Origin of the sequence: Microcoleus sp. S36b_A4 (genome assembly GCF_036700645.1) — a bacterium.
Lineage (GTDB): Bacteria > Cyanobacteriota > Cyanobacteriia > Cyanobacteriales > Microcoleaceae > Microcoleus.
Genome location: NZ_JAUBPI010000178.1, coordinates 1 through 4,393 on the forward strand (window position 1 = coordinate 1; position 4,393 = coordinate 4,393).

At 36.9% G+C, this 4,393-nt stretch carries 3 protein-coding genes and 3 pseudogenes; all 6 read right to left on the bottom strand.

The window, feature by feature from the left end; translation table 11 throughout:
* Window positions 1-292 precede the first annotated feature (292 nt).
* Complete coding sequence (locus tag QUA03_RS28310) at window positions 293-817, bottom strand: IS630 family transposase (protein ID WP_333216971.1); 525 nt, start codon at window positions 815-817, stop codon at window positions 293-295.
* A 287-nt stretch (window positions 818-1,104) separates the two neighbouring features.
* A pseudogene (locus QUA03_RS28315) lies at window positions 1,105-2,179 on the bottom strand (ISKra4 family transposase).
* A 3-nt stretch (window positions 2,180-2,182) separates the two neighbouring features.
* Window positions 2,183-2,488, bottom strand: coding sequence for a hypothetical protein (locus tag QUA03_RS28320; RefSeq protein WP_333216973.1), 306 nt, complete (start codon window positions 2,486-2,488; stop codon window positions 2,183-2,185).
* Between the two features lie 204 nt (window positions 2,489-2,692).
* Window positions 2,693-3,040: pseudogene (locus QUA03_RS28325) on the bottom strand (ISAs1 family transposase); the annotation flags it as partial.
* A 370-nt stretch (window positions 3,041-3,410) separates the two neighbouring features.
* Window positions 3,411-3,563: a transposase gene (locus tag QUA03_RS29100; protein ID WP_445304881.1), complete on the bottom strand. Its 153-nt coding sequence runs from the start codon at window positions 3,561-3,563 to the stop codon at window positions 3,411-3,413.
* Between the two features lie 50 nt (window positions 3,564-3,613).
* A pseudogene (locus tag QUA03_RS29105) lies at window positions 3,614-3,877 on the bottom strand (transposase); the annotation flags it as partial.
* Between the last annotated feature and the right edge of the window lie 516 nt (window positions 3,878-4,393).

Consider the following 4,393-nt stretch of genomic DNA (forward strand, 5'->3'; position numbering starts at 1 on the left):
GGACATTTTGACCTGAACCCTCAGTGAGATTAATCTGTTATTCTATCAGGCCTTACACTAGAATGAAATAGCCCTGGTTAAGTATTGGCTTTCATTGAGATGAGGGAGCAGAATTTTTTGGTATAATGGTGGCAACATTTTGTTTTTTGGGGAGCCCGTGTGGCTCCTTATTTTTTTACCTTACCTTTTTTTACCTTACCATTCTCTCAAACCTTTGTCCTGTTTAGACTAGAGGTGCCTTGTCACCCGCTAAGAAAGCTTTTACGCCTTGATTACGGTCATATAGCCTTTCTCAGAAAGATGAGGTACAATAACAGCAGTGTGTAAACCAGTTAAAAATATCTGATAATGTAACTTGACTGAACGCCCACTCTATGGCTTTGGCTAATTCTTGATAATTAGTAGTCTTGATAAAACGGAGAATAATTTTAAGCTTTGACCAGAGATTCTCAATTGGTGAGAAATCTGGTGAATAAGGAGATAAGTATATTAATTTTGCCCCTTTTTTTTCGATCGCTTTTTTCACTTCTTCTCCCAAGTGAATGGGACAATTATCCATAACTACACAAGCACCTTTCCATAGTTTTGGCACAAGTTTTCTGATAATAAAAGCTTCAAATGTAATTGCATCAGTTGGGCCTATTAGATTAACCGATGTCAAAATTTCCTTGACTGACATTGCTCCAATTATTGAGACATTTTTGCCACGTTTAGTTGGTTTTGGCCCCCGGGCTCTTTGACCTTTCAAAGCTCTAGCATATAACCTAACCATTGCTAAATTAACTCCAGATTCGTCAATAAATATTAAGTCTTTCAAACTAATTTTTTTTATTTTTTGCCAGAACTCACATCGCAGGAGTTGAACTCGGTCGGTGCCTTTGTCCGAGGGGAAGAGAGTTTTTTTTTGACAGTAATATCTAAGATTTTTATCCTTCTTGCTATTGTCGCTCTACTAACGGAAAATCTAATTTTCCCATAAAGTAAATAACGAAGTTCTTCAAGAGTAGCATCATTGTTTGATTCAATCAATTCCCCCAATATGAGTAGTTGCTCTGCATTCAGTTTGCCTTGGGAGCGTGTCACTTTTGCGATAAGTATTTATAATTAAACATTTCTTCGCTTACCAATTAAGCCATTTAAGTAAGCACATCGATGAGCCAATACCTGCCCAATATGTTCTGATTTCCAACTTGCTCCAGATATTTTAATTCGTCTAGCTATTTGCTTAATTCCTGATTCTACTGCGCCAGAGCCAATTGAACATATTTCATCTATGAAGGAAAACTTCGTAATTAATAATTCTTTCTTGGTGCTTTTCTAAATATTTGCAAAAATTAACTGCTGTTTTTCTCTTTAACTCTGTAAATAGTGCTTTTGCACTTTTTACATTTCCTTTCCATAAATATGTTTCTGCTTGCTTCAATCGCTTCATTGAACCCCCTACTTTCTGAAGATTTTCATTCAAATTATACCAGTCCAGAATTTCCCTTCTGTCCTGTTTACAACTAATTTCCTTGAATATATTCCATACACCATCATGTCCATCACCTAAACAATTTACTGGTTTTGCTAGTGGCTGTTGATTTGCCCAACTAACGAGCATCTCATTTTGGTCGAAACTGGCTACTATGCCTCCTTCCGAGACAATTGCTTTATAGTCTTTCCACTCTGATTTTTCTCGCCTGTGGTGTTATCAATCGTGCTTTTCCACCGTCTGCACTTAACTCGGTAATATCTGCTGTTGCTACAGGCTGCTCAAATTTTTGATAGTGTACTAATATGAGTTGTGTCTTCGCTGGAACCGTAATCCCTGTTATATATTCAATATCTTTGGCTGCATTTTGATATGCAACATTAGCACTCAGTCTTAAACAACAGTTTTCTAAATGTGGACTCAATCTACTCCCACTCCCACACCCTAGTTTATCTGCTTGCTTTTGGGTGATGCTTAAATCACCTAATGTACTTTTTAATCTCTTTACCCTTCCTGCTTTTGTCCCGCTCGCTGAGTAGATAAAAAAATTCCGATCTGCGGTGTCACATGAGTTAACACCTTATCTTTAACCGTGATCTCGATATCTTCTAATGTTTTCAACGATTTCGGGTCACAATCAGCATACAGGATTGCCGAAATAGCCTCTACATATGTTTGAATCGCCTGTTGTTGTTCGGGAGTCATGATTCATTCGCCACAAATTAAGACATCATTACTATTTTCGCCTATTTTGCTCAACAATAGCTCAAAGCTACTATTCTGCTTTTTCTGAGCATTTATACTTATTGCAAAAGTGACACGCTCCCGTTTGCCTTTGACTCCACATCGGTGAGTTCGGGGAGTAATGTTTTTTGTTTCACGATATTGTTTAAGCAATTTTTGTACAAAGCTGAGGGCTACAGAAAAACGTTTAGCTATTGCTTTTTGTGAAATCGGTTCAGTATGATAAGTATCAAGGATTTTTTGTCTAAAATCAATCGAATAAGTTTTCATTTTTAACAATGTATGAAGAGGAGTACAAGTAAACGTGTTGTGAGTCAACCAGAGCGTGCTGTCAGAAAAATGCTATTATGTGTGCTATCGCTTTCGGGTGGCTTGACTGAACCATATAATTATAGTTCATTCGATGTGTGTTCTCTGTTTGACCCTCATGAATGAGTGTCAGTAACATCATACCTCATCTTTATGAGAAAGGCTATAAGAACCTCTAACACTTTTGCCATCAATGGGGATAATCTCGCCAACTATCGAACCAAGCATACTTTTAAGCCACTTCGCTAAACATTGTTCTAAAGCATCAGGATTGATTTTTTCAAAGACTCGTCGAAAAGTATCGTCACTCGGGATACCATTGGGTAATTCGAGAAATTCCTCTAACCATTGCTGTTTAGCGATGCCATAATTTTCCATGTCTTCCCAACCTTCTGCACCGCCAATGACGGCTAAAATAGAGATTACTAAAATATCTTTTAATAAGTGTTTTTTGGTTCTTTGAACTCTGGGGTTGGGGAGCTCTGCTACATAATTCAATAAATTGGCTTGGATTTCGCGAGCGAGGTGTTAAATGTCGTTTTTCTGCTCTTTTAGCTTGAGATTTTACAGCGAGTTTCAATCGAGGTGCAAAACTATTTTTCATTGTCTTTAACTCCGTTTCAACTTGATTGACTTTGTGAAGAGTCAAACTTGATTATAGGTTTGAGTTCGGTTCACAGGTATAAAGTCTATTGGCGTTTTTTTGTCAAGTACAATTTATACCAAATTAGATGAGCTTACCCTGGATAAAAAGCAGTGGCAGCGATTATATTACAAAAATCAGCAAGCATACATGGCTCTCCTGAACTTATGGTTATAAGTTTATCTGATCAGAAAAGCAAGCTAATACGCGATTCCTAAAATTATTAAAATTAGAAAAACCCTACCCTTGCCGCATTATCAACTTAATCCGATTGTTAATTCCTTCCATGACTCCACTTGTTGTGCGATGAAGAAAGTAGTTGCAAATACCCTCAAAATGATTCTCAATTGTTGATGCAGCTTCTCTAAAAAATACTTGTGCATGATTAGCCATTCTTTGATTTTCTTCTGCCCTTTTTGGACCGTCAAATTAGTCTCATATATTTCTCTAAATTTTTCTTTCATCTCATACGCAATTCGCAAACATTCGGATTTTCCTAGTGTGACTTCTAATTTATCAATCTGGTCTTGATTCAAATTTTCTCGATTACTTAATAATAAATATTTACTTTGCCTATCTGTTATTCCGGCTGCTCTACGTAACTTATTTAAGTCTTTATTAACTACTTTCATGACATGAAAACGATCAATAATAACTTTGGCATTTGGGAATACTTTTTTGATAACTTTAGGGAATCCTCCCCACATATCAACACTGACTTCCTCAACTTGCTCACGAACCTCAATTGCTTGTTGCACTTCTGACTTGAATGATTTTTTCACAGCGATGAGAATCAATCATCTCAATTAAATTACCTTCGCCCAGGTCACTCACAACAGTAACAAAATTTCCTTGACCTTTTCGCATACTTATCTCATCCAGACCAATTTGTTTAACCCGTTGCCAATTCGGTTTTTTTTAGGGTGTTTACCTGCTTAAATATTCCTTTTATTTCGTCATAACTCAGTCCTTCTTCTCGTCCAATTTGCTCCATGCTCGATTGTTTAACACGCTCATAAATATTTTGTTTATATTGTTGAGTATGCCGTCTTTTAACGTCCCAACAATCTAATTTTTCTGTGGGATACCGTTGACATATAGGACAGTAAAACTGCCGTCGTGGGATTTTTAGATATACAGGACGACGGTAGTGCCCTGAAGGAAAGGATCAGAGTACGTTATGATTAGAGAAGTGTTTGCCATAGCGTGATATGACATTAGAA